This window comes from Novosphingobium sp. (genome assembly GCF_019748365.1).
Classification (GTDB): Bacteria; Pseudomonadota; Alphaproteobacteria; order Sphingomonadales; family Sphingomonadaceae; genus Novosphingobium.
The window spans coordinates 1-3,876 of record NZ_JAIEPN010000097.1 but is presented as its reverse complement, the minus strand read 5'-3'; the positions used below and the strand labels follow the sequence as shown (position 1 = coordinate 3,876).

The 3,876-nt window shown below is 60.3% G+C and carries 1 protein-coding gene and 1 pseudogene; both read right to left on the bottom strand.

Translation table 11 applies throughout. The features are described from left to right. Positions 1 to 370: 370 nt before the first annotated feature. Positions 371 to 3,490: a DEAD/DEAH box helicase gene (locus tag K5Q19_RS12265; RefSeq protein ID WP_292945490.1), complete on the bottom strand. Its 3,120-nt coding sequence runs from the start codon at positions 3,488 to 3,490 to the stop codon at positions 371 to 373. Next, positions 3,480 to 3,876 (bottom strand): annotated as a pseudogene (locus tag K5Q19_RS12260) (hypothetical protein); the annotation flags it as partial. The gene K5Q19_RS12265 and the pseudogene K5Q19_RS12260, both read right to left, overlap by 11 nt.

Here is a 3,876-nt window from a genome sequence, read left to right as displayed (position 1 = left end):
GTCATATGCGCGTGACGCGGGGGTCGGGATATCTATGGCTCCGGTGTCAGAGGGTTTAGGTCTGGTGGCGCAAGAGTATGGTTGAGGGTGGCTTGGCTAACCGAAAGCCGACAGTGCCCCGCTGAGGCAGGTTCCGACCCAATTCAAGATATTCAGCGTCGTTGATGCGAGTGGCGGATATCTCTGAAAGCTGCCATTTGGGTCGCGCAGACCACCCGGTCGGCTATGCGCTCCAATCTCGCTTATTCAGTGTCGATCCAAATGATACCAAAAGCGGCTGTGCGTCGGGATGCGGCAGCGACGGTGCTGGGTCTCGTGCGGTCAAAGTGATAACGCGCTTCCCGATCGACGATACCAACTCACCGGCGTATTATCCCCAATCTCCCAACTCGGCAGCAACTCCGACGAAATAGCTTGGAATGTGCGCGAGCACCGCGCGCACGATCTCCTCTTGCTGACAGGCCGCGCGGACGCCGCCCCGGTCGACGACATTTTCCCAGACGAGACCGAGAAGACTGGCGACATGCCGGTCAGCGAATCCAGCCTCGTAAAACGCAATCGCTGCACGTTCGGTCAGTCCATACTTAATCTGCTTTTGCAGCAGGGCAGCTCCTGTGTGCAGTGCGTCGTCCAGCCCCTCGGTTAGATCCGCTATCGATGCTGCGATCATGGCAACATCATAGCCAAAGCCGCTTTCGCACAGCGCGACAGCATCTTCGACGGTAACATGGTCACGCCCGACCCTCACTTTTGCTTCGGCCAAGGTGTCGAAGATCACAGCGTAGGATCTGCCTGCCACCCACTCCTGCAGAGCGCGTGGAACGATATCCTGAACGCTGATCGCTTGGATCGCGCGAGACGTGGCGAAACGGAGCGCCAAAGGAGAAATTTCGGCGAATAGCTGATTTTCCTGCACCGCCACCTTTAGATTTTCGAGGTTTTCGGCGAGCCAAGTCTTGAGTTCAGCGACCGCCGCTGGTGGCAGGGGTGACCGTCGAATGAGCGCGCGTTGGTCGCCATCCGTGTTGGCCGCAATCGATTCCCCGATTGACCGGAACACTTCGACGAGACGAACCCGGGTCTCCTCGTCAGCGAGGTGGTGGGCCAATGTGTTGGCCGCAAGTTCACCGGTTCGCACTGCGGCATCCTCGCCCTCTGCAAAAGTCATGTTGGCGACGAGGAAGGCGGCGATGTTCTGAACAGCGCGGGCCCGACCTTCGATGAACCGGCGGAATTCGCGTTCACTGATGTTGGGCTGCACCGCGAGTGCCGCAGCCACGACCTCATCGATCCGGGCGGCATCTGCAAAGGCTAGGTCAAGCCAATCCGGCGGGATCTCCTGCACGATCGGCGGCTGGCGCTGCTGATATGCATCGAACAACGCTAGGATCGAGCTGCGAGTCGGTTCGGAGTTTCGAGCATCAAGGAGTTCGATGGCGCGGTTCCACGTCCACTGGCCGCGAAATTGCTGCCGCTGGTCATAGATGGACGGAGTCGAGAAGATGACGCTTCCCTCGGTGTGCATCCCCGCACGACCGGCACGCCCCATCAGATTGTGGAAGTCGCGCACTAGAATTTGTTCGCCGCCTTGGCGCGTCGATGTGACGATCAGATATTTGAGCGGAAAGTTTACGCCCTGGGCCAAGGTCGAGGTGCAAATCACGAACTTCGCTAGCCCCTCTTTCATAGCATGTTCGATAGCGAGCCGGATGCCATGTGGCGTGTCGGCATGATGGGCGAATATCCCGAGTGCCGCCGCGCGGGTCGCCGACGAACTGGCACCAAGCTCGAGCTCGCAAAGCGATCGGATCTTCTCCACTTCGGCGGCATCTGAGGTTTCGATGGGCCATTCGAGCGCGACGCCGCGATCGACGATCTCGACGGCACGCGAACAGATTTTTGTCACGCTGTCTTTTCGGCCACAGAAGATGGCGACACTGCCGTTGCGCACGACGTGCAGGCCGAGGAACAGACCGACATCACCGCCGGTCTTCTCGGGGAACCTCCGTTGGGCGGTTTCCCTGCCACGCAACGGCAGAGCGATATCGCCGATGATGCGCGGTACGAAATATTCGCGATCGGCCGGATCCTCCGGCTTCACATATTCGAGCCGCCCGCGCTGATCTTGCCAGCTCGCGAACGCAATGCTCTTGGTCGTCGGCAGCAGGCCCTCGGCGCCGACGACCGCATCGGCATCACCGATCAGCCATGCGGCGACGTCGGGCGCGTTGCCGATCACGGCGGAGATGAGAATAATCTGGGTCTCGATGGGGAGCGACATGCGCAGCGTGGTGAGGAGTAGCTCGTAGGTTGGCCCCCGTGTGATTCCGTCGAATTGATGTCCCTCGTCATAGATTACCAATCCGATCCTCTGGGCGAGGTCGGGAGCCCGGCGCAGCATATAGAGGAGCTTTTCAGGCGTGATGATCAGCACCGAGTCTTCGGCGAACAGCTCATCAAGCGCGAGGTCGAATTGATAGGCGTCCGATGCTTCGTCCAAGCGCACATTCTCGCCAGCAAATGCCGTCACCAAATCGCCCCGGATGTCGTGGCAGAGTGAGCGATAAGGGGCGACTATGACAGCGAGATGCGCTCGACCCGATAGAAAGGCCGATCGAATAATGATTTCGGTGGCGCGGGTTTTGCCGGCGCTCGTCGGCATCTGGATGACCACGGAGCGTCCAGCGAACACGCTGGCATCCGCGATCCGCTGCTGGGCGGGCCAGAGTTCGATCGGAAAATGCGACTTGGCGAGCGCCGGGCGCCACGCCTCCGGCTCCAAACCTGATGCTGCCGGCAGAATCGTCCGGGCAGCATTTCTGAGCTTGAGCGCACACAAGGCACCGACAATGTCGGCGTAGAGCAATTCACGCGGCGAGCCGGATCGGTGGAAATACTCGCGGAGTCTACGGCACACCTCAGCGATGCCATCTGCATCGGCCTCGAAGCTGAAATAGCCGCGCAGCGCCTGCAGAAGCTCGGTCGTCGCCGCTTGATGAGCATGAGGCGTCTCGATCGGAATGAAGCTGTTTTTGAGGATGTTGTAAACGAGATGGCCGAGGCCGCCCGCGAGGCTGAGATCGGGCGCCGCCATATGCCGTATGATTACGGTCGCGCTGCCGACATTCCCCGCGATATAATAAGCGGCGGCGCACAGCAGAGAAAACTCGGAGTTCAGGTCGGCATCGAGCTGTGCGTTCAGATAAGCATCGAAGAAGATAGAGGCGAAGCGCAGCACGTCTTGCGGATCTCCGTCCAACTCGCTCCAGCCGAGCGGCCGAGGAAGCGCCGCGGGTGCGACGGCCGCACCTTCGAGCGTGTCGGCGACCGCGGCCGCAACGTCGCCCAAGATGCTTATCGCCAGCGAGAAGAGCATTGACGGATCGCGCGGCAGTGCATTGAAGTCCGCCGGTGCGACTCGGAATTCGTGCATCTTTGCCCGCGCCCGAGTGGTGGACAGGATGGTCAGCGCAGTTGCCTCAGGCTTCATCGGCGGCCCTCTCGTAAAGCGCGTGCACGAGCTTCATCAGCGTTGGTCCGCGGATCACCAGAAGGTGCAGATTGTCCTGATTGAAATGAGCCGCGCCATTGGTCGCCGCGAGATCGGTTTCGGCGAAGACGGCCTCATCGAGAATGGCAGCCGCGCCGTTGATACGGCGAAAGGGTCGGTCGGCCTGGTTCTGAAAGCGCTCGACCTTGAGTGCATCGCCCATCTCGCCTCGATCAAAGAAGCGCCGTTTAATGGCATTGAGGCTCATGCCTTCGCGAAGCCTGTCCTTGATGCTGTCGTCAATCGCATCCGTTAGCGTCCGCGCTCGTGGTGTAATTTTCGGTGGAGATTTAGGTGCTGCTGGTGGTGGGGCATGCCCCACCACC

What these genes read in the sequence shown, in the direction of transcription:
- K5Q19_RS12265 (WP_292945490.1), bottom strand. Translation starts at nt 3,490, where the DNA reads ATGAAGCCTGAGGCAACTGCGCTGACCATCCTGTCCACCACTCGGGCG.